The sequence below is a fragment of the Nitratireductor sp. J20-h4 genome, assembly GCF_056780505.1.
In genome coordinates, this window is record NZ_CM165557.1 from 1,128,680 (window position 1) to 1,151,349 (window position 22,670).

24 protein-coding genes and 2 riboswitches are annotated in these 22,670 nt (G+C 68.7%); of the genes, 6 read left to right on the top strand and 18 right to left on the bottom strand.

Annotation, left to right across the window (positions count from 1 at the left end; translation table 11 throughout):
- Positions 1 to 102: 102 nt before the first annotated feature.
- The 11 genes from ACT2B0_RS05475 to cbiE all read right to left on the bottom strand — a co-directional run bounded on the left by ACT2B0_RS05475 (position 103) and on the right by cbiE (position 10,317).
- On the bottom strand, positions 103 to 1,419 hold the full coding sequence (locus ACT2B0_RS05475) for a TRAP transporter large permease (protein ID WP_473462250.1): 1,317 nt from the start codon (positions 1,417 to 1,419) through the stop codon (positions 103 to 105).
- A 119-nt stretch (positions 1,420 to 1,538) separates the two neighbouring features.
- Positions 1,539 to 2,036: a TRAP transporter small permease gene (locus tag ACT2B0_RS05480; protein WP_473462253.1), complete on the bottom strand. Its 498-nt coding sequence runs from the start codon at positions 2,034 to 2,036 to the stop codon at positions 1,539 to 1,541.
- A 27-nt stretch (positions 2,037 to 2,063) separates the two neighbouring features.
- Positions 2,064 to 3,014, bottom strand: a complete 951-nt coding sequence (dctP, locus tag ACT2B0_RS05485; RefSeq protein ID WP_473462256.1) for a TRAP transporter substrate-binding protein DctP — start codon at positions 3,012 to 3,014, stop codon at positions 2,064 to 2,066.
- Between the two features lie 214 nt (positions 3,015 to 3,228).
- On the bottom strand, positions 3,229 to 3,996 hold the full coding sequence (gene cobF / locus ACT2B0_RS05490; protein WP_473462258.1) for a precorrin-6A synthase (deacetylating): 768 nt from the start codon (positions 3,994 to 3,996) through the stop codon (positions 3,229 to 3,231).
- Between the two features lie 18 nt (positions 3,997 to 4,014).
- Positions 4,015 to 5,028 (bottom strand): nicotinate-nucleotide--dimethylbenzimidazole phosphoribosyltransferase, encoded by a 1,014-nt coding sequence (gene cobT, locus ACT2B0_RS05495; RefSeq protein WP_473462262.1) that lies wholly within the window; start codon positions 5,026 to 5,028, stop codon positions 4,015 to 4,017.
- A gap of 17 nt (positions 5,029 to 5,045) precedes the next feature.
- Positions 5,046 to 5,813: an adenosylcobinamide-GDP ribazoletransferase gene (gene cobS / locus ACT2B0_RS05500; RefSeq protein ID WP_473462264.1), complete on the bottom strand. Its 768-nt coding sequence runs from the start codon at positions 5,811 to 5,813 to the stop codon at positions 5,046 to 5,048.
- 2 nt (positions 5,814 to 5,815) lie between these two features.
- A complete protein-coding gene (locus tag ACT2B0_RS05505; RefSeq protein WP_473462266.1) occupies positions 5,816 to 7,132 on the bottom strand; it encodes a cobyrinic acid a,c-diamide synthase CobB in 1,317 nt (438 codons plus the stop codon).
- Complete coding sequence (cobA, locus tag ACT2B0_RS05510; RefSeq protein ID WP_473462269.1) at positions 7,129 to 7,932, bottom strand: uroporphyrinogen-III C-methyltransferase; 804 nt, start codon at positions 7,930 to 7,932, stop codon at positions 7,129 to 7,131. The genes ACT2B0_RS05505 and cobA overlap by 4 nt, the downstream gene beginning before the upstream one ends.
- On the bottom strand, positions 7,929 to 8,693 hold the full coding sequence (cobM, locus tag ACT2B0_RS05515) for a precorrin-4 C(11)-methyltransferase (RefSeq protein ID WP_473462271.1): 765 nt from the start codon (positions 8,691 to 8,693) through the stop codon (positions 7,929 to 7,931). Before cobM ends, cobA begins: the two co-directional genes overlap by 4 nt.
- On the bottom strand, positions 8,690 to 9,076 hold the full coding sequence (locus ACT2B0_RS05520; protein ID WP_473462274.1) for a cobalamin biosynthesis protein: 387 nt from the start codon (positions 9,074 to 9,076) through the stop codon (positions 8,690 to 8,692). Before ACT2B0_RS05520 ends, cobM begins: the two co-directional genes overlap by 4 nt.
- The gene (cbiE, locus tag ACT2B0_RS05525; protein ID WP_473462276.1) at positions 9,073 to 10,317 is read right to left on the bottom strand and encodes a precorrin-6y C5,15-methyltransferase (decarboxylating) subunit CbiE; all 1,245 of its coding nucleotides are present in this window, start codon (positions 10,315 to 10,317) and stop codon (positions 9,073 to 9,075) included. The genes ACT2B0_RS05520 and cbiE overlap by 4 nt, the downstream gene beginning before the upstream one ends.
- A 1-nt stretch (position 10,318) precedes the next feature.
- Here cbiE and ACT2B0_RS05530 point away from each other — a divergent pair, with 1 nt between their 5' ends.
- Positions 10,319 to 11,098 (top strand): cobalt-precorrin-6A reductase, encoded by a 780-nt coding sequence (locus ACT2B0_RS05530; RefSeq protein ID WP_473465798.1) that lies wholly within the window; start codon positions 10,319 to 10,321, stop codon positions 11,096 to 11,098.
- On the opposite strand, the gene ACT2B0_RS05535 is transcribed toward ACT2B0_RS05530, so the two are convergent.
- From ACT2B0_RS05535 to ACT2B0_RS05565, 7 genes are read right to left on the bottom strand one after another with little or no spacing between them, the layout of a single operon-like run.
- Complete coding sequence (locus tag ACT2B0_RS05535) at positions 11,047 to 11,826, bottom strand: precorrin-3B C(17)-methyltransferase (RefSeq protein ID WP_473462279.1); 780 nt, start codon at positions 11,824 to 11,826, stop codon at positions 11,047 to 11,049. The two genes, ACT2B0_RS05530 and ACT2B0_RS05535, sit on opposite strands and share 52 nt — an antisense overlap.
- On the bottom strand, positions 11,823 to 12,560 hold the full coding sequence (locus tag ACT2B0_RS05540) for a precorrin-2 C(20)-methyltransferase (RefSeq protein WP_473462282.1): 738 nt from the start codon (positions 12,558 to 12,560) through the stop codon (positions 11,823 to 11,825). Before ACT2B0_RS05540 ends, ACT2B0_RS05535 begins: the two co-directional genes overlap by 4 nt.
- A complete protein-coding gene (locus tag ACT2B0_RS05545) occupies positions 12,557 to 13,189 on the bottom strand; it encodes a precorrin-8X methylmutase (protein ID WP_473462284.1) in 633 nt (210 codons plus the stop codon). The genes ACT2B0_RS05540 and ACT2B0_RS05545 overlap by 4 nt, the downstream gene beginning before the upstream one ends.
- Complete coding sequence (gene cobG, locus ACT2B0_RS05550; RefSeq protein ID WP_473462286.1) at positions 13,186 to 14,517, bottom strand: precorrin-3B synthase; 1,332 nt, start codon at positions 14,515 to 14,517, stop codon at positions 13,186 to 13,188. The genes ACT2B0_RS05545 and cobG overlap by 4 nt, the downstream gene beginning before the upstream one ends.
- Complete coding sequence (gene cobN / locus ACT2B0_RS05555) at positions 14,514 to 17,864, bottom strand: cobaltochelatase subunit CobN (protein ID WP_473462288.1); 3,351 nt, start codon at positions 17,862 to 17,864, stop codon at positions 14,514 to 14,516. The genes cobG and cobN overlap by 4 nt, the downstream gene beginning before the upstream one ends.
- 19 nt (positions 17,865 to 17,883) lie before the next feature.
- A complete protein-coding gene (cobW, locus tag ACT2B0_RS05560; protein ID WP_473462291.1) occupies positions 17,884 to 18,921 on the bottom strand; it encodes a cobalamin biosynthesis protein CobW in 1,038 nt (345 codons plus the stop codon).
- Positions 18,918 to 19,373 (bottom strand): DUF1636 family protein, encoded by a 456-nt coding sequence (locus ACT2B0_RS05565; RefSeq protein WP_481658459.1) that lies wholly within the window; start codon positions 19,371 to 19,373, stop codon positions 18,918 to 18,920. Before ACT2B0_RS05565 ends, cobW begins: the two co-directional genes overlap by 4 nt.
- Before the next feature lie 38 nt (positions 19,374 to 19,411).
- Positions 19,412 to 19,612, bottom strand: a riboswitch (cobalamin riboswitch).
- 105 nt (positions 19,613 to 19,717) lie between these two features.
- On the opposite strand from ACT2B0_RS05565, the gene ACT2B0_RS05570 reads away from it, so the two are divergent.
- The 5 genes from ACT2B0_RS05570 to cobO all read left to right on the top strand — a co-directional run bounded on the left by ACT2B0_RS05570 (position 19,718) and on the right by cobO (position 22,664).
- Positions 19,718 to 20,311, top strand: a complete 594-nt coding sequence (locus tag ACT2B0_RS05570; RefSeq protein WP_473462296.1) for a LysE family translocator — start codon at positions 19,718 to 19,720, stop codon at positions 20,309 to 20,311.
- An 85-nt stretch (positions 20,312 to 20,396) separates the two neighbouring features.
- A riboswitch (cobalamin riboswitch) is annotated at positions 20,397 to 20,598 on the top strand.
- 36 nt (positions 20,599 to 20,634) lie between these two features.
- Positions 20,635 to 20,814 carry a CbtB domain-containing protein gene (locus tag ACT2B0_RS05575; protein WP_473462299.1) on the top strand — a complete coding sequence of 60 codons (180 nt, stop codon included), beginning with the start codon at positions 20,635 to 20,637 and terminating at the stop codon, positions 20,812 to 20,814.
- Between the two features lie 13 nt (positions 20,815 to 20,827).
- Entirely contained in the window at positions 20,828 to 21,541 is a 714-nt protein-coding gene (locus tag ACT2B0_RS05580; protein ID WP_473462302.1) for a CbtA family protein, read from the top strand.
- Complete coding sequence (gene cobU, locus ACT2B0_RS05585) at positions 21,534 to 22,049, top strand: bifunctional adenosylcobinamide kinase/adenosylcobinamide-phosphate guanylyltransferase (protein ID WP_473462305.1); 516 nt, start codon at positions 21,534 to 21,536, stop codon at positions 22,047 to 22,049. The genes ACT2B0_RS05580 and cobU overlap by 8 nt, the downstream gene beginning before the upstream one ends.
- Positions 22,050 to 22,664: a cob(I)yrinic acid a,c-diamide adenosyltransferase gene (cobO, locus tag ACT2B0_RS05590; RefSeq protein ID WP_473462308.1), complete on the top strand. Its 615-nt coding sequence runs from the start codon at positions 22,050 to 22,052 to the stop codon at positions 22,662 to 22,664.
- The last annotated feature ends 6 nt before the right edge of the window (positions 22,665 to 22,670 follow it).

Here is a 22,670-nt window from a genome sequence, read left to right on the forward strand (position 1 = left end):
TGGTGCGACCTCCCTGTTCGCGTGGAATTCTAATTATATTCATTTGCATACATTTTTGCCTCTGCAAAGACCAGCGCGATCCGGAGGCCGGATTGTCTCCGCTCAGCGGCCAAGCTGGGCTGGCAGCCAGGTCCCGAGCGCCGGGAAGGCGAGTACCAGGATCAGCACGATCAGCTTGGTGATCACGAACGGCGTCACGGCCACATAGATGTGGCGCATCTTGATCCAACTCGGCGAAACGCCCTGCATGACGAACAACAACAGCCCGAACGGCGGCGTCAGAAGCGCGATCTCCATGGTCAGCAGGTACATCACCCCCAGGATCAGATCGTCGATGCCGACGGCCCGGGCCAGCGGCACGAAGACGGGGATTGTGACCATCAGCATGCTTACCTGGTCGACGAAACAGCCGAGAAAAAGCAGGATCAGGATCATGCCGACCAGGATCTGCAGCGACGACAGCTCCATCGTCTGGATGAGGTTGATCAGGCCGCTGGTCGCGCCGCTGAACGACAGGATCTGGCTAAAGGTCTGGCTGGCGGCGATGATGAACAGGATCATCACCGACAGTTTTACCGTTTCCATCACCGCGACCGACAGGTTCTTCAGGCTGAGCGATCGGTAACCGGCCCCGGCGACGACTGCAGCAATGCAACCGAGCGCGGCCGACTCTGTCGGCGTGGCGAGCCCGGCCAGCAGACTGCCGATGACGACGACGAAAATGCCCGACAGCGGCAGCACATGGGTGACGAACGGCTTCCAGCGCTCCCAGGCCGACATCGCCGGCAGTTCGTCCTGCGGCGCAAGCTCGGGCCGCAGCAGCGCCGACACCACGATGATGGCCACGAAGGCGAGCGACAGAATCAGCGCTGGCACGATACCGGCGACCAAAAGCCCGGCGATCGAGATGCCGGCGAGGCTGCCCACCAGCACGGCCAGCGCAGAGGGCGGGATCAGCATCGCGATCGCACCCGAGGCCATGATCGGCCCCATGGCGAGCGTGGGATGATAGCCACGCTTGAGCATGGACGGCAAAAGCGTCGAGCCGAGCATGGCGGTGTTGGCGATGGTCGAGCCGGACAGCGCGGCGAAGATCGTGCCGGCGAACACGGTCACGATCGACAGTCGTCCGGGGATGCGCGTGACGACGCGCTCGACCGCGTCGATGGCGCGGTGGGCAACCCGGGTCTGGAACAGGATCTCGCCCATCAGGATGAACAGCGGGATCGGTGTCAACTGAAAGCTGGTGATCGACTGGACGGAGTTGCGCGCCATCTGCACCAGGCCGATCTCGCCGCCGAGGATGGCAAACGCGCCGACGAGATTGACCGCGATGAAGGCGAAGGCGACCGGCAGGCCGGCCGCCAGAAGCGCGACCAGGCCGCCGAGCATCAAGACCAGGATGACGGGCCAGTCCATGCGCTAGCGCTCCTTGCGGTCGTCGCGCGACAATCGAGCCGCGAAATCGGTCTCGCCGGTTGTGCGGCACTGCCGGATTGCCGCGACCCGAACTTGAATCATTTTGTGCATGAAAGGCCCTAAAGTCCCGTCGCACCGCGTCTTTCGGGGATTGTGCCGATCCTGAGCCCAAAGCCGATCGCCAGCAGCAGCGTGGAGGCGGCAGGCGCGGCGAAGGTCATCCATTCCGGTACGACGATGATGCCGCGCACCATCGAGCCGCGTTGCATGGCGATTGTCAGGGCCTGCAGCAGGTACCAGGAAAACGTGGCCGAGACCGCAGCGCCGACGAGGTTCATGACGAGATCGAGGCGCAGGCGCGCCCGTGTCGGCAGCATCATCACCATCAGGTCGACCGCCACATGCGCGTTCTTCATCAACACCCACGGCGCCGCCAGAAACGTCGCCGCCGCGATGCCGTGCTCGGTCATGTCGGTCAGGCCGTGAATGGCGCTGGTGCAGCAGGACCGCAGCGCCACGTCGACCGCAATCGCAATCGCGATCGCGGCGATGATGACGCCCGCCGCGACGGCGGACGCCTGGATCACGATCCGGTAAAGCGAGGTCAGGGCCTGCATCGGCCGCTGTCCGCCAGCCAGACGCCGTCAGAAGCAGGCCTTGAGCTTGTCGGCCGCCTCGGCATTGATGGCGGCGATCGCTGCCCAGCCTTCGTCCTGCGCGGCCTTCAGCCACGCTTCGCGGTCGTCGCCGGAAAATTCGATCACTTCGATGCCGGCTTCCGCCTGCGCGGCGGCCTCCTTGGCGTTGATGTCGAGATTGTCGGCGTTCTTGGCCTCGATCCACTCGGCCGCCTTTTCCAAAAGCGCCTTCTGCTCGTCGCCGAGCCCGTTCCAGGTGTCGAGATTGACGATCACGTTGACGTCGACTTGATAGAAACCCGGATCGACCCGGTATTTCGTCTGCTCGTCCCAGCCGAGATCCAGTACGCCCTGGATCGGCCAGCCATACCCGTCGATCGCGCCGCGCTCGAGTGCGGTGTAAACCTCGCCGGGCGCGGTGCGCACCAGATTGGCGCCGAGCGCCTTGAACATCGCCTGATAGACCGGCGTGGTGCGGATGGTCAGGCCGTTGAGGTCCGGTTTTTCGATCGGCTTGGTCAGATAGAGGTGGAAATTGACGTTGTCGCCGGTACGCGCCAGATATTTCACGTTCATCTTCGACTGGTGCATCTCGTCGATAATGTCGTAGCAGCCGTTTTCCCGTTGTTCCTGGACCGTGTTGGTGGCGAGCTTCAACGCGTCACCCTCCGGCAGCAAGTTGGTGTAGAAGGCGGCGGTATTGTTGGCCAGATCGACAACGCCCGAGGACACCGCGTTGCCGAGTTCGAACGGCGGCACCGCTTCCGGCCCGCCGACCACGTTGATCTGCAGTACGCCCTTGCCGTTTTCATTGACCCAGTCGACGAAGGCCGCAAACGGCCGCGCGAACGTCGTTCCGCTCGCGAAGGCGCTCGCCGCCTTGAGCGTCACCTCCTCGGCTGTGGCCGAGCCGGCCAGCATCGCGAAGGCGGCGGTCAGTGCGAGTGTCTTTTTCATGTTTCCCTCCCAGCGGTCCGTTTTGGACCAAATTATATTCATTTACATATTTGTTAGTGAGGCGTCGGGCGCCCGTCAACCGCACGCGGCGTGTTCCCGGCGAAATTCGCACGGTGTGCGTGTCGCCTGGCGCCGGCGCGGTGCTCTCGACCGACGGCCTTGTCGGCGGCGTGGAGGCTGTCGGTAAGGGAGGAGGGCCCTGCCGCCCGCTGGCTCAGTCGCTGTCGGGCAAACGCTTGCGCAGGAGATAGGTGTCCATCACCCAACCCGCCTTGTCGCGGGCGGTCGCGCGGGCCTGCGAAATCGCATCGGCCTTTTCGCCAAGCGGTCCGGCGATTGCGCTTTCGCTGGCGGTGCCGAGATTGGCGCCCCAGTAGATGTCGACATTTTCCGGCGGCACGCCGCGGAAGGCCTGCACGCCGTCGAGCATGACCACGACGCTGTCGGCGTCGTCGGGAAATTTTTCCGACAGGCGTCGACCGGTGGTGATGTGGACCGGACCGCCGATCGTATTCAGCCGGATCCGGTGTTTCGCCGCCAGGGCCTGGATGCTGGTAATGCCGGGAAAGACCTCGTACTCGAAAGGAATACGGCCGCGCCGCACCAGATGCTCGACGATGCGCAGGGTCGAATCGTAGAGCGAAGGATCGCCCCACACCAGCAGCGCCGCGCAGCCGTTCTCGTCAAGCTCGTCTTCCAGCAGCTTTTCCCAGGTCGCCCCGATCGCCGCGTGCCAGTCGTCGACGCTCTGCCGGTAGGATGGATCGGGCTCGGCCCGTTTCGGTACCTCATAGCCGACCTCGCGCCAGCTCTCGCGGGTCATGAAACGCCGGCAGATCTCGCGGCGCAGCGCGGCGAGCTCGTCCTTGCCCTGTTTGGCGGGGATGAACACGACCTCGGCCCTGTTCAGCGCCTTGATCGCCTGGATGGTCATTTGGTCCGGATCGCCGGCGCCGATGCCGATGACAAGTAGGGTGCGCATGGTGTCGGGTTTCCTGTCTCAGCCGTCGGAGACGCCGGCCTCGGCGAATGTCGCCATGCCGCTATGGCAGGCGATCGCCGCGCGCAGGATAGCCAGCGCCACACAGGCGCCCGACGCCTCGCCAAGCCGCATGCCGAGATCGAGCAGCGGCGAAAGCCCGACCGCCTCGAGCAGCCGCCGGTGCCCGGCCTCGGCCGACATGTGGCCGGCGACGGCGTGATCGAGGCCGCGCGCATGCAATCTTCCAAGCGGCGCGGCGGCGGCGGTGCACACGAACCCGTCCAGCACGACCGGAATGCGGTGATGCCGGGCGGCAAGCGTGGCGCCGAAGATCGCCGCAAGTTCGCGGCCGCCGAGTGCGGCGAGCAGACCGAGCGGGTCGTCGCGGCGCTCGCCATGCCGTGCGAGCCCCGCGTCGATCACGGCCGCCTTGCGTTGCAACCCGGCGTCGTCGACGCCGGTGCCGCGTCCGGCCCAGTCGGCGCCCGTGCCGCCGAACAGCGCGGCGGCCAGCGCGGCGGCCGCGGTCGTGTTGCCGATCCCCATTTCGCCAAGCGCGATCAGGTCGGTGTCGGGCGACACCGCCACGTAACCGGTCGAGACCGCGTCCAGAAACGCGGCCTCGCTCATCGCCGGCGCCCGAGTGAAATCGGCCGTTGGTCTGTCGATCGAAAGCGGCACCACTGTCAGCCCCGCGCCGGCGGCTTCGGTGAGCTGGTTGATGGCCGCGCCGCCGGCGGAGAAATTCGCCACCATCTGTGCCGTCACCTCGGCCGGAAAGGCCGAGACGCCGCGCGCGGTGATGCCGTGCGAGCCGGCGAACACGATCACCTCGATCCTGTCGAGCCTGGGATTTTCGCGCCCCTGCCAGCCGGCGAGCCATACTGCGAGTTCCTCCAGGCGGCCGAGACTGCCGGGTGGTTTGGTCAGCTGGTTCTGGCGCGCCCGCGCGGCCTCGTCGGCACCGGGATCGGCCTTGGGCAGGTCGCGGCACGCGGCCTTGAGATGATCGAGCGTGGAAAAGCCGTTCATGAAAACTCCCGTGGGCCTCAGGCGAGCATGGCGCAGGCGGTCACCAGCACGATGATTTCGCCGCCCTGCTGCAATGCGCCCAGAACGTCGCCGGTGCGGCCGCCGATCTGGCGCATGGCGATCCGGCGCAGGGCGAAAAACCACAGCGTGAGCGCCAGGGCGGCCATGACCGCACCGGCAAGGCCCAGCAACAGCAGCGCCATCGCCCCGAAAAGGGCGGCAATCTGGACGGTGCGCATGTCGACCTCGCCGGCGCCGGCCGACAGTCCGTCGTGGCGCGCATTCGGCACCAGGCGCATGAAGGCCGGCAGCAGCGCGCGCGAGGCCATGTGCGCGGCGATCAGGCCGGCGAGTGCTTCGCCGGGCGTCACCAGCGCGGCGAGAGCAAGCCAGCGGGCGATCAGGCTGAGCGTGAGCGCGCATACGCCATAGGTGCCGATGCGGCTGTCGCGCATGATGGCGAGTTTCGCCTCGCGTTCCCGCCCGCCGCCGAAGCCGTCGGCGATGTCGGCGAGCCCGTCCTCGTGCAGCGCGCCGGTGACCACGAGCATCGCGCCCAGCGCCACGAGTGCTGCGATGTCGGTGAAGAGGCCGAGCCACAGCGCGACGATGAAGGCCAGCCAACCGGTCAGCGCGACCGCCAGCCCGGCCAGCGGTGCGGCCCACAGGCTTTGCGACAGCGAGCGCCCGGCATCGGCAGAAAACGGAACCGGCAAGCGTGTGAAAAAGCCGAGCGCGGTTGCCATATCGGCTAAAATCTCGTCCGAACGGGGAACTCCCGCCATTGTCAGGCCCTCGCGATCGCGTGGAAGAATGTGCCGGTCACGGTGCCCCGCCGCGCGCCCGATAGGCCGAGCGGATTGCCGGCGCCGTCGGCGATGTCGGCCAGCGCCTCGTCGTCGCCCGCCTGCGTGACGCGCGCATAGTGGAATTCATGGCCGCGCACCGTGTCGCCAGCCCTCCCGATGGCGCAGTCGCAAAGCAGCCGCGCCTGCCGGTAGCCGAGATTGATCTTGCGCTTGGCGAAGCTGGTCTCATGGCCGAGCAGGCCGAGCATGGCGTGGCCGACGCCGTCGGCATCCTCGATCGCCCGCCCGAGCACCATGAAGCCGCCGCACTCGCCATGGACGGGCCTGGTCGCGGCGAAGGCGTGCATGCCGTCCCTGAAACGGGTGGCCGCGCCAAGTTGGGCGGCGTGCAACTCCGGATAGCCCCCGGGCAGCCAGCACGCATCGGCGGTTTCGTCCGGTGCCTCGTCGGCGAGCGGCGAAAACGGCAGGATGTCGACACCGTCAGCGTGCCAAGCAGCCAGCACATGCGGGTAGACGAAAGAAAACGCCGCGTCGCGGGCAATCGCGACCCGCTGTCCGGGCGGCGGCAGGATCGCCGTGGCGTCGCCGGCGGAAGCGGGCGCGAGCGGGCCGGCGAGATCCATGACCCGGTCGAGATCGATCGATTTTTCCATCGTGTCGGCCAGCCGCTCGATGAAGGCGTCGATGGCCGCGTGCTCGCTTGCCTGCACCAGGCCGAGATGGCGTTCCGGCAACGCCATTTCGGGATTGCGGTAGATGACGCCGACCACCTCGATGCCGATATCCTCCAGCGCTTCGCGCACATAGGTTTCGTGCCGGGGACTGGCGACCTGGTTGAGGATCACGCCGGCGATCCGGACCTGCGGGTCGTGGCCGGCAAAGCCGCGCGCGATCGCGGCGGCGGTCTGCGACTGGCCAGACACGTCGAGAACCAGAAGCACCGGCACGCCGTAGCGCCGCGCCAGGTCCGACGCGGCGCCCGTGCGGCCGGGCTCGGCGCGGATGCCGTCGAAAAGCCCCATCGCGCTTTCCACGATCACCAGATCGCTGTCATGCGCCGCCGCTCCCGTCAGCGTGTCGAGCAGGGCGGGCGGCATCGCCCAACTGTCGAGATTGACGCCGGGTCGGCCGGTGGCGGCCGCGTGGAAGCCGGGATCGATATAGTCCGGTCCGGATTTGGCGCCTCTGACGGTGATGCCGCGCCGGCTGAGGGCGCGCAGCAGGCCGATGGTCACGCTGGTTTTGCCGGAGCCCGAGCGCGCGGCGCCGATCATCAAGGCGCGCGCGCTCATGCGCTTTTGACCAGTTTGACGACCTGGCCGAGTTCCGCGCGCATCGACACGATCTCGCCGACCACGATCAGCGCCGGCGAAGCGACGCCGGAAGCCGCCGCTTCGCGTGCGATATCCGCCAATGTCGACACCAGCACGGTTTCGCCCTCGGTCGTGGCGGCCGCGATCACCGCCGCCGGGGTCGCCGCCGCCAGGCCGCCCGCCATCAGGGCCGCGGCGATCGTCCCGAGCCGTCTCAGTCCCATATAGACCACGATCGGCTGGCCGGTGCGGGCGAGCGCCGCCCAGTCGATATCCTCCGGTTCGCCGGCGGCGTGGCCGGTCGCCAGGATGATCGCCTTGTTCAGGCCGCGCATGGTGGCGGGAATGCCGGCGCTCGCCAGCGCGCCGAAGGCGGAGGTGACACCGGGCAGGATGCGGAACGGGATTCCGGCCCGGGCAAGCGCCATTGCCTCCTCGCCGCCGCGCCCGAACACGTAGGGGTCGCCGCCCTTCAGCCGCAGGACGCGCTTGCCGCGACCGGCGAGCGCGATCAACAGCGCTGTGATGTCGTCTTGTGGGGTCGACGGTTTGCCGCCGCGCTTGCCGACGAAATGCAGATCGGCACCGTCGGCCGCCTTGAGGATCGAGGGATCGACGAGCGCGTCGTAGACGATCGCTTCGGCCTGGGCGAGCGCGGAGACCACGTCGAGGGTAAGCTGGCCGGCATTGCCCGGACCCGCCCCGGCAAGCCAGACCTGGCCGGCCTTGAACTCGACGATTTCGGGCGCCAGCCGGCCGATCGCGTTCTCGATGCTCATATCGCCTCCCGTCCCCTGAAACGGCGCTGATAGGCCGCGTCGTATAGCGCGCTCTCGCGGAAATCCTCGGCCGCCAGGCCGGGACCGACAAAGATGATCGCCGTGCGTTCGATCGGGTCGTAGGCGACCTGGCGTGCGATTGTAGCGAGCGTGCCGCGAACGATACGTTGTTGCGGCCAGCTCGCATGCGCCACAACGGCCACCGGACAGTCGGGCCCGTAGAGCGGGGTCAGTTCCGCCACCACCAGGTCCAGCGCATGGATGGCGAGATGGATGGCCAGCGTGGCGCCGCTCGCGCCGAAGACCTGCAAGCTTTCGCCCGGTGGCATCTTGGACGCGCGGCCCGAGACACGCGTCAGCACCAGGCTCTGCGCGACCTCGGGTATGGTCAGTTCGCGTCCGAGCGCCGCGGCGGCGGCCGAAAAAGCCGGCACGCCGGGCGTGAGCGTGTAGGCGATGCCCCTTTTGTCGAGCCGGCGCATCTGCTCGGCGATGGCGCTCCACACCGACAGATCGCCCGAATGCAGCCGCGCGACGTCCTGGCCCTTGGCGTGCGCGTCGACGAAGGCGGCCTCGATCTCGTCGAGCGACAAGGGTGCGGTGTCGCGCACCAGCGCGTTTGGCGGACAATGCTCCAGAAGGGCGGGCGGCACGATCGAGCCGGCGTAAAGACAGACCGGACAGCGCGCGATCAGGTCGCGGCCGCGCACCGTAATCAGGTCGGCCGCGCCGGGGCCGGCGCCGATGAAGTGGACCGTCATGGCTGGCCTCCTGCTTGCGCAACGGCGCAGGTCACCGCGCCGAAAATCGTGCGCGGCGCGAGCAGTTTCGCGCCGGGGCCCGCGGCCGCCAGCGCTGCCGCCTCGGCTAGCGAGGACGACCCGCTGGCTTTGCGCGAGGCGGCCGAGCGCGTCACCAGCGCCGGTTCGACGGCCGCGAGCGCCGGCCCGTCCACCAGAACCACCGTCCGTTCGATCCGCGCGCCGGCTTCGCCGATAGCGCGCTCGTCGCGCTTCATTGTCCCGGTCGCGAGCATGTCCGGAAGTTTGCCGGAAAGTCCGGCTTCCGCCATGCCGGCCGTGAGTCCGGCCAGAATGTCTTCGGCCGTCACACCGCGCCGGCAGCCCAGACCCGCCACGATCATGGCTTGCCCCATGTCCATTGCACGATCGGCATGGCCGGCCGCCAGGCCGTCATCGTGCCGACCGCTCCGGCGCGTTCCACCGATAGTCTGGTCAGGGTGCCGCCGTGGCTCGCACGCAAAGCCAAAAGTCGTGTTTCCATTTCCAGGGTCACCGCGTTTGCCACCAGGCGTCCGCCCGGTTTCAGCGCCTTCATCGTCGATTCCATCACGCCCGGCCGCGTGCCGCCGCCGCCGACGAAGATCGCATCGGGCGGTTCCAGGCCGGCAAGCGCGTCCGGTGCTGCGCCCTCCACCACCGCGAGCGCCGGCACACCGATGCCCCGCGCATTGTGGCGGATGGTTTCGGCGCGCGCGGGATCGGTTTCTATCGCGATCGCGCGCATGGCCGGATCGGCCAGCATCCATTCGATGGCCACCGAGCCGGACCCCGCGCCGACATCCCACAACAACTGCCCGCGCAGCGGAGCGAGCGCCGACAGGGTCAGCGCGCGGATCTCCCGTTTGGTGATCTGGCCGTCATGCACGAACAGCGTGTCGTCGAGGCCGGCGGCGCGCGGCAAAAGCCTGGCATTGGCGTCGGCCACGGGCTCGATTGCGACCAGGTTGAGCGGGTTGATCGTCTCCGGCAGGGCCGCGCCGGCGCTGAGTGTCGTGATCCGCTCCGCCGCTCCGCCGAGCGCTTCCAGCACGGTGATCCGCGACCCGCAGAACCCGTCGGCGCGCAGCAGCTCGGCGATCTCTTCGGGGCCGGTCTCGTCCGAGGTCAGTGCCAGGACGCGCCGGCCCGGCTGCAGCAGCGGGCGTAGATAGTCGACCGGACGGCCGTGCAGCGAGATCGTGTCGACGTCCTGGAGCGCCCAGCCCAGCCGCGCCGCCGCCAGGCTGAACGCCGAGGGCGCCGGCAGCACCGTCATCTCGCTGGCCGGAACATGGCGCGCCAGCGTTGCCCCGACGCCGTGGCAGAACGGATCGCCTGAAGCGAGCACGCAGACCTCTTGGCCGCGCAACGCGCAGACCGCCGTCATTGCCGCATCGAACGGCGACGGCCAGGGGTGGGCGACGCCGGTAATTCGGTCTGCGGCGAGCTTCAGGTGCCGCCGGCCGCCGAAGACATGTTCGGCCGTCTCGATCGCGCGCAGCGCCTGCGGCGCGAGCCCGTCGAGCCCGTCTTCGCCGATGCCGACGATCGTCAGCCAGTGTTTTTCGGTTGAGCTTGTCGGGCGCGGATCGCTAGATGGCATGATGCAACACCATATCCTGATCCTCGGCGGAACGGGCGAGGCCCGAAACCTGGCCGCGCGGCTCAAGGGCCAATGCCGGCTCACCCTGTCGCTCGCAGGCCGGACCAGGAACCCGGCTGAACAGCCCGTGCCGGTGCGGGTCGGCGGTTTCGGCGGCGCGGCCGGGCTTGAGGCGTGGCTGCGCCGCGAAGGCGTGACCGTGCTGGTCGACGCGACCCACCCCTTTGCCGCGCGCATCACCGCTAATGCCGCCGTGGCCGCGCGCGCCGCCGGTGTTCCCTTGATTGCGCTGCGCAGGCCGGCCTGGCAGCGGCAACAGGGCGATCGCTGGCACGAGGTCGGCACGGTCGCCGAGGCGGTTGCTGCGCTCGGCACCGCGCCGCGCCGCGTCTTCGTCGCGCTCGGACGCCAGGAACTGACACCGCTTCTGTCCGCGCCGCAGCATTTTTATCTCGTGCGCAGCGTCGACCCGGTCGAGCCGCCGCTGGCGCTGCCCTCGATCGCATATCTGCTCGCCCGTGGTCCGTTCGCCAAGGACGGGGAAGAAACGCTGTTCCGACGCTATGGCATCGACGCAGTGCTTGCCAAGAATAGCGGCGGTGACGCCACCTACGCCAAGCTTGCCGCCGCCCGCGCGCTCGGCATCGAGGTCGTGCTGGTGCGCCGGCCACCTTCTCCTGAAGGCGGCATCATCGTCGCGAGTGTGGACGAGGCGGTGCGGGCGCTCACTCATCTCGTGCCCGCCCTTTCCGCCAGTGCCCCGGCCGAGCGCGGTGCGTAGACCAGGGGCGGCCGGCCGGGCCGGTCGATCAGCCGCGTTTCGGCCGATCCGACGATCACGCAGGTCGCCATGTCGGCTTTGGCCGGGTCGGCCTCGCCGAGCGGCATCACGGTGATGTTTTCGTCGGCGCGTCCGGCTGCGCGTCCGAACACCACCGGCACCGTTCCCGGCAGATGTGTCCGCAAAAGCGCGAAGGCGCGGCCGAGCTGCCAGGGCCGGGCGCGGCTGATCGGGTTATAGAGCGCGATCACGAAGCCGGCGTCGGCAGCGGCCGCGAGCCGGCGTTCCACCAGCGTCCAGGGTTTCAAATTGTCTGATAGGGACATCGCGCAGAAATCGTGACCGAGCGGCGCGCCGGCCCGGGCCGCGACCGCCAGCATGGCGGTGACGCCGGGCACAATGGTGAGATCGATTGAGCGGTAGCGCGCCGGGCCGGCTTCGATCGCCTCGCAGACCGCCGCCGCCATGGCGAAGACGCCGGGATCGCCGCCCGAAACGACCGCGACCACGGCGCCGCCGGCCGCCATGTCGAGAGCCGCGCCCGCGCGCGCCAGTTCCTCGCGATTGTCGGAAGCGTGGCGTTGCTGGTCTTGCCGCAGCGACAGCCGGTCGAGATAGGGCCCGTAGCCGAAAAAATGCCCGGCCTCGGCGATCGCCGCGCTTGCTTCAGGCGTGGTTTGGGCCGGATTGCCGGGTCCGGTGCCGATCACGAACAGCTTGCCGGTCATGCGCGCCCCCGCCAGCCCGGTATCAGCACGATGGAAAAATACGGCGCCTGGTCGTCACCCTTGTCGGCAAGCCGTATGGCATGGCCGTTTTGCATCGTCGCGCGCTCGACGTAAAAGGCATCGCCGAGCCGGCCGGCATCTTCGAGTGCGCGGCGGATCTTGGGCAGATTGCGCCCGACTTTCATGATGACGGCGGCGTCGGTGTCTGAGAGCCGGCGTGCCAACTCGCTCTCGGCCATTGTGCCGGGCAGCACCGTCAGCACGTCGTCGCCCTGCGAGATCGGCAGAGCGGTCTGCGACCATGCGCCGGACATCGCGGTGACGCCGGGGATGATGTCGGCCCGGTAGCGTTCGGCCAGCCGCACATGCAGATGCATGTAGGAACCGTAAAAGAGGGGATCGCCCTCCGACAGCACGGCCACGGTCTGGCCGGCGTCGAGCCGTTCGGCGACGCTGGCGGCGGCCTGTTCGTAAAACCCGTCGATCGCGCGGCGATAGGCGGCCTCGGTCTTCTCGATCTCGGTCGTGACCGGATAAAGCAGCGCCAGTTCGGCGACATCCGGCGGCAGCAAATCGGCCACGATACGCCGCGCATTGGAATTGTTGCCGCGCTTGGCAAAATGCGCCACCACGTCGGCGTTTTCGAGCGCGCGCACGGCCTTGAGCGTCAACAATTCGGGATCGCCGGGGCCGGTGCCGACGCCGATCAGGCGGCCTGGGCGAGGAGAGGTCACAGGCCCGCCCTCGCAAGCGCGTTGACGCAGGCCGCCGTCATCGCGCTGCCGCCCAGACGGCCGCGCACGATCGCATAGGGAATGTCGAACGTGTTCGCCGCCAGCGCGTCCTTGGATTCGGCCGCCCCGACGAAGCCGACCGGCATGCCGATGATGGCGGCCGGTTTCGGCGCACCGCCCGCGATCATGTCGAGCAGGTAAAACAGCGCCGTCGGCGCATTGCCGATCGCCACCAGCGCGCCGTCGAGCCGGTCGCGCCACAGTTCCAGCGCAGCCGCCGAGCGCGTATTGCCGATCTGTCTTGCAAGGTCGGGGGTGCGTGCGTCGCGAAGCGTGCACATAACGGCATTGTCGGCCGGCAGCCGTGCCCGCGTCACCCCGTGCGCCACCATTTCCGCGTCGCACAGGACAGGCGCCCCGGCCACCAGCGCGGCCCGCGCGGCGTCGACAAAACCCGGCGCGAAGGCAAAATGCGTGGCCGCCTCGACCAGCCCGCAGGCGTGGATCATGCGCACCGCGACGTCGGCCTCGGCGTCGGAAAACCGGCTCAGGTCGGCTTCCTCGCGAATGATCGCGAAGGAGCGTTCGTAGATCGCGTTGCCATCGCGGATATAGTCGGTCGTTGTCATGTCGGGTCCCGGCGAAGCCAAGTGGTAAGCGTGGAAGCGTCCTGGCGGGCCAGGAAGGCGGCGGCTGTTTCGCCCGTCTTCCTGTGGCGCTTGAAGGCCGCCGTCAAGCGTGCGAATGCGCCGGCTTCTTCTCCTGTCGCGACCTCGCCGCGCATTTCGTATGTGTCGGCCGTGTCGGTGGTCAGCGTGCGGGCCGCGTCGCCGCCGAGCAGCGTCCAGCCGGGCCGCGCCGGCTGCGCGCAGCGCTTGGCGCAACCCGAAAGATGCAGCCGCAGCGAGCCGTCCAGCAGGCCGGCCGCCGCCTTGGTGATCGCGGCTGCGGTCTCGCGGGTCCGGTAACGGCCGGCGGCACAGGCCGGCCGGCCGGCACAGGCGACGACCGACAGGCGCGGGTCGCTGGGCTCGACAACGAAGCCGAGTTTTTCCGCAGCCTGCCGCACGGTCGAAATCTTGGCGTCGGCCGGCGCCGGCAACATCAGGCCGCGCCCCGGCGCGAAGCGGATTTCGGCAATGCCGGCGCGCCCGGCCGCGTCCGCGAGCCCGGCGAGAGCGCCCGCATGGACCTGGCCGAATGATAGTGCGATGCCGAGCGCTATGCGATCGCCTTTCAGCGCAAACCGGCCGACCGGCAGGGCAGGGGCGAGGGCATCTGTCTCGGCTGCTTTAGCGATGGCGAGGTCGCGCAGCGCGCCTGCCAGCTCGTCGGGCGCGAGATCGCGCCCGCGCGCAGCGCCTCCCTTGGCGGCGATCGTCTCAAGCAGCGTCACGATCGCGGCGTGGGCGGTCTCGCCGGTCACGACGCCGACCACCCGCGCGCGCGCCGCCGTGCCGCCGACCGCAAGCCGCCAGCAACCCGCACCCAGCGCCGTAAGGCGCAGATCGGCGATCAGGTCGCCGAGCGTCAGCGCCCCGCCGCCATCGACGATCACCGTAATCTTCGGTGCCAGTTTCGGCGCCAGGCCGGATGCGGCGATGCCGGCGCGGATCTTTTCTGCCAGCGGGCGCGGATCGGCGGCTTCGCTCGGGTCGAGGCCGGCGAGCGGTCCGGTTTCGACCGGCACGCCGCCTCGCACGGCGATGCCGAGCCGGTCGACGGCGGCGGCGAAATCGCCGGCTGAACTGCTGGTCAATCCTCGGATCTGCAGGCTGCCGCGCGCCGTGACCTCCATCATCCCATTGCCGAAGCGCGCCGCGGCCTCGGCGAGGCCGGCAAGCTGGGCCGGGCTCACCCCGCCCTGCAAGGGCTGCAGCCGGATAAGCAGCCCGTCGCCGGTTTCCATCGGCGCGCTCAGGGACGGGCAGGCGCCGCGCCGTTGGGAAGCGTTCATGCCGCCTGCTCCCCGGCGCGCGCTTCCGCGATCAGGGCGGCGAGGTCGTCGTCGATGGCGTTGCGGCGCGGATGCCACAGGCCGCGCCGGCGCGCATCGGCGAAGCGCTGGGCGATCGCGCGCGCGGCGGCCGGGTTTTCCCTGAGAAGAAAGGCGCGCACCTGCGCGTCGCCGAGATAGGCTTCGTGCACGGCCTCGATCAGGCTGCCCGGTATCGCCGCCGTGGTCTCGGCAAAACCGACCAGGCGATCGACCGTCTCGGCGAATTCGGCCGCCCCGCGCGGGCCGTGGCGCATCTGGCCGGCGATGAAGCGCGGATTGACCGCACGCGCCCGCACCACGCGCGTCACCGCTTCCGCCACCGACCGGGCGCGCGGCCTAGCCGGATCGGTCGTATCGAGCGCGATCAGATCGGCCTTGTTGCCGAGCGCGGCCGCGGCGGCGGCGAAACCGCCGATGAAGGCGACGTCGGCCGAGCCCTCGAGAATGTCGCGGCCCGGATCGTCGCCGGTATGGATCAGCAGCGCGGCGTCGGCCACGCGTTCGGCGAAGGCGCCGGGCGCCGCCATGGCCTCGCCCTCGGCGCCGCCGAACGCGTGCGAGGTCGCCTCCAGAAACGCCTTGCCGATCTCGGCACGCTCGGCCCATGCGCCGCCGGCAAGCAGGCCTTCGATGCCCGCGCCATAGGCGCCGGGCGAGGAGCCGAAAATCCGCTGCGGCCGTGCGCCGCCGCCGCGGCTTGCCTCGGCGAGCGGATTGTCGCCGGCCGCCTCCTCGCGCGCGGCCACCGCGGCGACGGCGGCGTCGAGCAGCGCGATCTGGGTCGCGAACATGTCGCGGAACAGGCCGGAAATACGGAAGGTGACGTCGACGCGCGGCCGACCCAGGCGCGCCGGCGGCAAGACCTCGATGCCGGTCACCCGGCCTGTGGCGGCGTCCCATTGCGGTCGGCAGCCCATCAGCGCCAGCCCTTGCGCGATTTCCTCGCCGCCGGTGCGCAGGCTGGCGCTGCCCCAAAGATCGATCACCAGCGAGCGCGGCCAGTCGCCGTGATCCTGCAAGTAGCGCCGCAGCACTTCCTCGCTGGCCAGCCGGCCGAGCTCGAAGGCGGTCGGCGTCGGCATGGTGCGCGGATCAGCGGTGTAGAGATTGCGGCCGGTCGGCAGCACGTCCGTGCGGCCCCGCGCCGGCGCGCCGGCAGGGCCGGCCGCGACATGGCGCCCGTCGAGGGCTGCGATCAGCGCGTCGCGTTCGGCGCCGGCGCTGGCATGGCGGATTGGTTCGTCGTCGATTGCGGCCGCGCGGCCATAGATGTGCAGACCGTCCTTGACGGCGAAATCCTTCAGGTCGCACAGCCAGGCGTCAATCTTCATCAGCGCGGCGTCGGGATCGTCGGCGTCTGCGACCCCGGCCTGCGGGGCAAGACCGTTTTGCGCCGCCTTCTCCACGATCAGCCCGGCCAGACGGTCGCGCCGGAGCCGGTCGAGCCCGTCGGCCTGGGCGTATTCGTCGACCAGACGCTCCAGTTCCTGCTGCTCGGGCGACAGGCCGGCACCGGTCAACGGCGGTGGCAGGTGACCGATGGTGACGGCCGCGATACGGCGCTTGGCCTGCGCGGCCTCGCCCGGATTGGAAACGATGAAGGGATAGATCACCGGCAGGCCGCCGGTGACGATCTCGGGAAAGCAGGCGTTTGACAGCGCCACGGTCTTGCCGGGCAGCCATTCGAGCGTGCCGTGCGCGCCGACATGGATAAGTGCATGGCACCCTTGCCGCTCCCGCAGCCACAACCCGAAGGCAAGCAAGTCGTGGCGCGGCGGCAGGGCCGGGTCGTGATAGTCGGCACGGCGGTCCTCGGCGCGTCCGCGATCGGGGGCGAGCGCCACCGTGACATTGCCGAACGTCGCGGCGCGAAAGCCGAAATCCTCCGATCCGTCGGCGGGCGAGGGGCCCCACGCCGCCTCCACGGCCACACGCGCGGCCTCGGGCAGCGTTTCGAAATGGCGCGCATAGGTTTCGGCCGACACAGCCTCTTCGCCGCGTTCGATCAGCCGCAGCAGATCGCGCGGCGTTTCCGGAATGTTTTTAACGTCATAGCCGGCAGCCTTAAGGTCGGCGAGCATGGTCAGGACGCTGCCCGGCACGTCGAGGCCGACGGCGTAGCCGGTGCGCCCGGCCGCGCCCGGATAATCGGGCATCAGAATGGCGATGCGGCGTTTTGCGCGCGGCGTCGCCTGGAGCCTCAGACAGGCCGCGATTCGGTCCGCGACACCCGCCACCCGGTCGGGCTCGGGCCTGTTGACCTGGCCGCGATAGGCGAGCGCATCCTCGCTTTCGACCGTGTCCTTGAAGGAGATCGCCCCGGCGAGGATGCGCCCGTCGAGTTCGGGCAGGACAACATGCATGGCAAGGTCGGCCGGAGCCAGGCCGCGCGCGCCGCTCTGCCAGGCCTCGCGCCGCGTCGTGGCGATCACCGCCTGGAAAACCGGCACGCCGAGCGTGTCGTACAGCGTTTCGGCATCGGGTTCCGCGCCGCTGGCAAAGGCGGTTGTGGTGACGATGGCGCGCGCTGCCTGCTTCCGTGTCGTATCGAAGACGAAGGCGCGGACCGCCGGATCCTTCAGACTCGACACGAACAGCGGCAGGGCAAACATCCCGCGCGCGGCCATCGCCTCGAAAAGCCGGTCGATCGGCGCGACATCCTCGGCAAGCAGCATCGAACGGTAAAACAGCAGCGGCACCGTCGCCGCGCCGTCCGGCCGCGCGGCCAACGCGGTCACGGCATCGACCGCGCCGAGGCCGGGAAGATAGAACCCGGCCTTGGGCAGCGGTGCCGCCGGGTCCGCCTCGATGTCGTGGCCTGCGTGCACGGCCATCCGGCGCAGCAGCGCGCGCATATTCGCCGTCCCGCCCTCGCGGAAATAGGCGAGCAGGCCGATCTGTTCCTCGGGAGCGATCGTCGACAGTGCGGCGAGACGCTCGTCGCTCTCGCGGCATTCGCCCGGCAGCAGCGCCAGCGCGATGCCCTTTTGACGCGCGATCTCTGCCAGCCGGTCGCAGCCGTAGCGCCACCAGTCATACCCGCCCAGAATCCGCACCAGGATCACCTTCGCCTGGGCGGCGACGCTGTCGAGCCACAGATCGACCGACATCGGGTGGCGCAGCTCGCGCAGGCTGGCGAGCCTCAGCGACGGCACCGCCTCGCCTTCGGCCCGCCAGGCGGAGGCCAGCGCCGAAAGATCGCTGTCGGTGAACGACAGCGCCACCATGTCGGCCGGCGCCTGGCGCAGGTCGACCGGCTCGATCAGATCGTCGAGCGTCGCGGAACTGGTGGCGAGGATGTGCATCGCGCTGCTGTTCGTCCTCCTATGCCGCCAGGGTCTTTTCGATCGCGTCGCGGTCCAGGCCTTTCAGCCCGATCACCACCAGGCGCGTGCCTTTGGCCTCGTCTGGTGCCCAGGCGCGATCGTAATAATGCGACACGCGCGGCCCCACCGCCTGAACGAGCAGGCGCATCGGCTTGCCTTCGACATGGGCAAAACCCTTGAGCCTCAGCACGCCGGTATTTTCCGCCGCCGCCGTGACCCGGCGCGCGAGCGCGTCGGGGTCGGAAATCGCGGGCAGCTCGATCACATGCGTGTCGAAATCGTCGTGCTCGTGGTCGAGCATGCCGTCGTGATGCGTGTGCCGGTTCTCGATATCGTCCTCGACGGCGAGCCCCAGCCCGAGCAGCACCGACGGATCGACCTTGCCGTTGGCCGCCGGCACGATCTTGACGGCGCGGGCAAGGTGGCGCTCCACCGCCGCGCGGGCACGGCCGGCCTGGGCTTCGTCAAGCAGGTCGCTCTTCGACAGGATGACGAGGTCGGCGCAGGCAACCTGATCCTCGAACACTTCCTCGACCGGATCGTCGTGGTCGAGTGTTTCGTCGGCCGCGCGCTGGGCGGCGAGTGCGTCCATGTCGGCGGCGACCCGGCCGTCGGCGAGCGCCGGCCCGTCAACCACCGCCACCACGCCGTCGACGGTCACCCGCCCCTTGATCGCCGGCCACTGGAACGCCTGCACCAGCGGCTTGGGCAGGGCCAGGCCGGAGGTCTCGATCAGGATATGGTCGACCTTCGGCTCGCGCGCCAGGATCTGGTCGAGCGCCGGCACGAAATCGTCGGCGACCGTGCAGCAGATGCAGCCATTGGCCAGTTCGAGTACGTTTTCTTCCGGGCAGTTCTCGATGCCGCAGCCTTTCAGGATTTCGCCATCGATGCCGACATCGCCGAACTCGTTGACGATGATGGCGATGCGCCGGCCGTTGGCGTTCTCGATCAGGTTGCGGATCAGCGTCGTCTTGCCCGCCCCGAGGAAACCGGTGACGACGGTGCAGGGGACGCGGTCGGCGGAAGCAGTCATGATGAAACCTTTTGGGTTGCGGCAGGGGCGATGGCGGTTGCGGGCGGCAATCTGGAAACCAGCCCGCGCTTGAGACATTCGGGCCGTCCGCGCCAGGGCATGAGGCCATTATCGGAGGTCTGGAAGAGCTTGGCTCCGGCCACCAGGTCGGCGCCGTTTTCGACCGCGAGGTCGCCGAACACGTAGCTCCAGGCGCCCTCGCACAACAGCGCCGCGCTCAGCCGGCGCTTGCAATTGCCCAGGCATTCGACCTCAGCGATCCGGATGTCGGCATCCTCGTTGGCCGCGCGTGCTGCCTCGGCGAGAAAATGTCCCGGACGCGGCCGGTCGTCGGCGCCGTCCGCGCCGCGGCACGAACTGCACACAAGGATCGTCGCTATGGCGGGCGTCGGCGCGTCTACCGTTGCGGCCGGGTCCGTCGCGGACGAATCAGTCCTGTCGTCGAAGGTCAATCATCGAACTCCTTGCCCGGGTCACCCGCCGGACGGTTAGGATTGCTGTTGCGACGGCAGGTCTCCTGGCTTGCGGGTCGCCGCACCGCGCCGCCTTCCCGGACAAATCCAGTGGCAATCGACGCGAAGCTCGCCGCTCACAGTTGCGGGGACAGCCGCGGAGTTGAAGCCGGTCGCTTCGCACCGCGTTCCCTCTTAGCCCTTCCGCGTGGAAGGGAACCGTCAGGCCGGCATTTAGGCCGTGAGCGACAGGGCTGTCAATGCAAGGCCTGCATGGCCGCTTGCCGGCACGGCGCGGCTGTAGGACCCTGCCGATCCCGCCTGGATCGCAACGGACGCACACTATGGAAGACTTGATCGGGTTTCTCGTCGCCGGCTTGGTGCTGACCGGCAGTCCGGGTCCCAATACGCTCAGCCTCGCGGCGGCGGGAGCGGCGTTCGGTGCCCGGCGCGGCCTCGGCTACATGACGGGCCTTCTCGTCGGCATGGTGCTTGTCATGGCGCTGACGGCGAGCGGCATGATCGCCATCGTCCTGGCCGTGCCCGCGCTCTCGCCCGTGGTGACGGCCGCCGCCGCTGCCTATTTCATCTATCTGGCCTGGCGCATCGCCACCGCCCCGCCGATGTCGAAGGCGCCGCAGACCGGGCGTGCGCCCTCGCTCGGCGACGGGATCGTGCTTTCGCTGCTCAACCCCAAGGCCTACGCCGCGATGGCGGCGATGTTTTCCGGCTTCGTTCTGTTTGGGGGCTCTTCCATCGTCGACGCGTTCATCAAGGCGGGACTGCTGCTCGTCATCCTTGCTCTGGTCAACACGGCATGGCTCGCCGGCGGCGCGTTGCTGACCCGGTTTCTGCGCCGGCCTAGGCTTAATCGCGTCATCAACATTGCTTTCGCCGCGATGCTGATCCTGTCGGTCGCGCTCGCGTTCCGCATGTGAACACCTGGCACGCCGACGCCGATTCCGGGCTGTCATGTCGGCATCGGGACAGCGAAGCGGGAGAATTGAGGTTTGCGCCCGTTTCGAATTGCGTTATGACTGCGGCTGTCGATGGTTCCCGAGAGAACAAGGGAATGCGGTGCGGGTCTCGTGCCCAAATCCGCGGCTGCCCCCGCAACTGTAGGCGGCAAGCTCCACCCCAAAGGCCACTGAAGCGCTGCTTCGGGAAGGCGGGCAGGGAGCGTCGAGCCGCAAGCCAGGAAACCTGCCGTCGTCGTGAACGCAATGCCAAGGCCCTCGGGTGGAGGGCGAAAGGACAGGACATGAATTCGAACACCACGACCTTGGGCGCTTCCGCCTCGACCCGATCCCGCGCCATGCCGTTGGCGATGGCCGCGTTGCTCGGACTTTTCGTTGTCGCGGTTTCGGGCTTCGCCCCGATGGAGGCGGTCCACAACGCCGCCCACGACTATCGTCACTCCATGGCTTTTCCCTGCCACTAACGGGTGATCCGACATGTCCGATCTTCGTAACGTCGTGTTCGTCGCGGCGCTCGCTGGGCTGTTGGCCGGGCTTGTGCTGACGGCCATGCAGGTCTACGCGACCGTGCCGCTGATTCTCCAGGCCGAGACTTTCGAGAGCGCCGGCGGCGGCCATCATGGCGACGCCGCCGCCTCCGAAGAGGCAGGCGCGGAAGCCTGGGCGCCGGCCGACGGGATGGAACGCAATCTTTACACCGCGCTTGCAGCAATCGTCACCGGCATCGGTTTCGGGCTTCTGCTGGTCGCGGCGTCTGAATTCGCCGGCGGCATTGCCGGCTGGCGTCAGGGGCTCGTCTGGGGTTTTGCCGGTTTCGCCGTGTTCACCCTGGCGCCTGGCCTCGGCCTGCCGCCCGAATTGCCGGCCATGCCGGCGGCCGACCTCGTGGCGCGGCAGGTCTGGTGGATCGCCACCATCGCCGCGACCGCGGCCGGCCTGGCGCTGATCGCGTTTCGCGCCTCGGCCTTGTGGGCGGTTGTCGGGGTGGCGCTGATCGTGGCGCCGCATCTGGTCGGCGCGCCGCAGCCGGTCAGTCACGAATCGCCGGTTCCGGCCGATCTGCATCATCGTTTCGTCGTTGTCGTCACCGTCACCAACCTCGTGTTCTGGCTGGTGCTGGGCGCGGCGGTCGGTGCCCTGCGGCCGCGCTTCTTCGGTCGCGCCGACAATGCGCGGACGCGCTTTGCCTGACAAAGGGCGGCTGATCCTGGTGCTTGGCGGTGCGCGTTCCGGCAAGAGCGCGCACGCGGAAAAACGCATCGAGGCGCAACCGCCGACCTGGACCTATCTGGCGACCGCGCAGGCTTTCGATGCCGAAATGAGCGAGCGCATCGCCATACACCGGGCCCGGCGCGACGGACGCTGGTCGACGCACGATGCGCCGCTCGATCTCGTCGGTGCGCTGGATACCCCGGAGGCCGACGGCCCGGTTCTGGTCGACTGCCTGACCTTGTGGTTGTCGAACCAGATGCTGGCCGGCCAGGACGTGGAAGCCGAGACCGCCCGTCTTGTCGCGGCCCTTGCCGCCCCGCGCGGGTTTTGGGTCGCCGTCGCCAACGAGGTCGGTCTCGGCATCGTGCCGGACAATGCGCTCGCCCGCCGTTTTCGCGACGCGGCCGGGCGCCTCAACCAGGCGGTCGCGGCCGTGGCCGACGAGGTCGTCTTCATGGTCGCCGGACTGCCGATGCGGGTGAAATAGATGAAACAAGTCAGCGAAACCGAGGCCGCGCGCCATCGCGCCAAGATGGAAAAGCGCAAGGCGGTCCAGGATGCCGAAGTGGCGTCGAAAAAGATCGAAAAGGGCCTGCTGATCGTCAACACCGGCCCGGGCAAGGGCAAGTCGACGGCGGCTTTCGGGCTGGCGCTGCGCATGCTCGGCCACGGCCGCAAGGTCGGCGTCGTCCAGTTCGTCAAGGGCGCCTGGCACACCGGTGAGAAGGACGCGCTTTTGACTTTCGGCGACAAGGTGGAATGGTATGCGATGGGCGAGGGGTTCACCTGGGAGACCCAGGACCTGAAGCGCGACGTGGCCGCCGCCGAGGCCGCCTGGGCCAAGGCCGAGGCATTGATGGCTGATCCCGAAATCGGCCTCGTCATTCTCGACGAGCTCAACATCGCCCTGCGCTACGACTATCTCGACCTTGAAAAGGTTGTGGAGACGCTGCAAGCCCGCCGCGACGATCTGCATGTCGTCGTCACCGGCCGCAACGCCAAGCCCGCTTTGACGCAGGCCGCCGACCTCGTCACCGAGATGGGCCAGGTCAAGCACCATTTCGCCGCCGGCGTGAAGGCGCAAAAGGGCATCGAGTTCTAGCAATGC

Bases quoted from the DNA above. Each gene is read 5' to 3' on its own strand.
- cobW (WP_473462291.1), bottom strand. From the start codon at position 18,921: ATGACTGCTTCCGCCGACCGCGTCCCCTGCACCGTCGTCACCGGTTTC.
- ACT2B0_RS05475 (WP_473462250.1), bottom strand. From the start codon at position 1,419: ATGGACTGGCCCGTCATCCTGGTCTTGATGCTCGGCGGCCTGGTCGCG.
- cbiE (WP_473462276.1), bottom strand. From the start codon at position 10,317: ATGCCATCTAGCGATCCGCGCCCGACAAGCTCAACCGAAAAACACTGG.
- cobA (WP_473462269.1), bottom strand. From the start codon at position 7,932: ATGAGCATCGAGAACGCGATCGGCCGGCTGGCGCCCGAAATCGTCGAG.
- ACT2B0_RS05535 (WP_473462279.1), bottom strand. From the start codon at position 11,826: ATGACCGGCAAGCTGTTCGTGATCGGCACCGGACCCGGCAATCCGGCC.
- cobO (WP_473462308.1), top strand. From the start codon at position 22,050: ATGAAACAAGTCAGCGAAACCGAGGCCGCGCGCCATCGCGCCAAGATG.
- cobM (WP_473462271.1), bottom strand. From the start codon at position 8,693: ATGACGGTCCACTTCATCGGCGCCGGCCCCGGCGCGGCCGACCTGATT.
- ACT2B0_RS05570 (WP_473462296.1), top strand. From the start codon at position 19,718: ATGGAAGACTTGATCGGGTTTCTCGTCGCCGGCTTGGTGCTGACCGGC.
- ACT2B0_RS05545 (WP_473462284.1), bottom strand. From the start codon at position 13,189: ATGACAACGACCGACTATATCCGCGATGGCAACGCGATCTACGAACGC.
- ACT2B0_RS05530 (WP_473465798.1), top strand. From the start codon at position 10,319: ATGCAACACCATATCCTGATCCTCGGCGGAACGGGCGAGGCCCGAAAC.
- cobT (WP_473462262.1), bottom strand. From the start codon at position 5,028: ATGAACGGCTTTTCCACGCTCGATCATCTCAAGGCCGCGTGCCGCGAC.
- ACT2B0_RS05505 (WP_473462266.1), bottom strand. From the start codon at position 7,132: ATGAGCGCGCGCGCCTTGATGATCGGCGCCGCGCGCTCGGGCTCCGGC.
- ACT2B0_RS05520 (WP_473462274.1), bottom strand. From the start codon at position 9,076: ATGATCGTGGCGGGTCTGGGCTGCCGGCGCGGTGTGACGGCCGAAGAC.
- ACT2B0_RS05580 (WP_473462302.1), top strand. From the start codon at position 20,828: ATGTCCGATCTTCGTAACGTCGTGTTCGTCGCGGCGCTCGCTGGGCTG.
- cobF (WP_473462258.1), bottom strand. From the start codon at position 3,996: ATGCGCACCCTACTTGTCATCGGCATCGGCGCCGGCGATCCGGACCAA.
- cobS (WP_473462264.1), bottom strand. From the start codon at position 5,813: ATGGCGGGAGTTCCCCGTTCGGACGAGATTTTAGCCGATATGGCAACC.
- cobN (WP_473462288.1), bottom strand. From the start codon at position 17,864: ATGCACATCCTCGCCACCAGTTCCGCGACGCTCGACGATCTGATCGAG.
- dctP (WP_473462256.1), bottom strand. From the start codon at position 3,014: ATGAAAAAGACACTCGCACTGACCGCCGCCTTCGCGATGCTGGCCGGC.
- ACT2B0_RS05480 (WP_473462253.1), bottom strand. From the start codon at position 2,036: ATGCAGGCCCTGACCTCGCTTTACCGGATCGTGATCCAGGCGTCCGCC.
- ACT2B0_RS05575 (WP_473462299.1), top strand. From the start codon at position 20,635: ATGAATTCGAACACCACGACCTTGGGCGCTTCCGCCTCGACCCGATCC.
- cobG (WP_473462286.1), bottom strand. From the start codon at position 14,517: ATGAACGCTTCCCAACGGCGCGGCGCCTGCCCGTCCCTGAGCGCGCCG.